At 70.0% G+C, this 923-nt stretch carries 1 protein-coding gene; it reads right to left on the bottom strand.

Annotated features, from left to right (window positions below):
- Positions 1-923 (bottom strand): amidohydrolase family protein (locus ACFF45_RS35475; RefSeq protein WP_381351166.1); only part of this gene is annotated, 923 nt, incomplete at its 5' end.

Raw genomic sequence — 923 nt, 5'->3', positions numbered from 1 at the left:
TCAGCGCGCGTCCGCGTAGCGGGGCAGCAGCCGGCGTGCGTTGCCGCTGTCGATGGCGGCACGGTCGGCGTCGCTGAGGGGATAACGGTCGTAGTGGCTGGTGAAGTACGCCGCGCCGCGGTCGGTGACGTGCGGCCAGTCGGTGCCGAACAGCACCCGGTCGACGCCGAAGAAGTCGAGCACGCACGGCAGGCTGACAGGGCTCGCCGCCTGCGCGGTCTCCACGTGGAAAGTCCTCAGATCGGCCAGGAGTTCGTCGACCGTGCGGTCGCTGTCGTAACTCATCGTCATGGCCAGACGGTGCGCGGCGAACGGGATGAAACCACCCCCGTGGGACAGGACGAACGTGATGTCCGGCCAGCGGCGCACCTCACCGCTGCGCACCAGGCTCACCGCGGTCCGGGTCGAGTCCAGCAGGTAGTCCCCGATATAGGGCGGGATCCCGTCGGCCACCGCCCCGTGCAGGTGCGAGGGATGGATGTAGACCACGGCGCGACGGCGGTCGAGTTCGGCCAGCAAGGGCTCGAAGCGCGGATCCCCGAGGTAGGCGCCCTCGGCGTTGGCGAACAGCACCACGCCCTCCGCGCCGAGCTCGTCCAAAGCGTAGGCGGCCTCGGCCACACTGCCCTCCACGTCCGGGAGCGTCAGCGTCGCGAAGAAGCCGAACCGGTCATGACGCCGCGCGGCCAGCCCGGCCCCGAACTCGTTGACCCGGCGGGCCAGTTCCCGCGCCTGGACATCACCCCCCTCGAAGCGCACACCCGGCACCGACAGGGACAGGATGCCGGTGGCGACACCATGGGCGTCCATCGCCCTCAACGCGAGATCCTCGCCCCACACCGGCGCCAGACCACCGGTGGAGATACCACGCGCGTCCAGGAACGCCTGGTAGGCAGGGGGAATGACGTGCTGGTGCACATCGA

Source organism: Streptomyces cinereospinus, assembly GCF_042430725.1.
Taxonomy (GTDB): domain Bacteria; phylum Actinomycetota; class Actinomycetes; order Streptomycetales; family Streptomycetaceae; genus Streptomyces; species Streptomyces cinereospinus.
The sequence above is the reverse complement of the archived record's forward strand: the minus strand, read 5'-3'. Positions and strand labels throughout refer to the sequence as shown.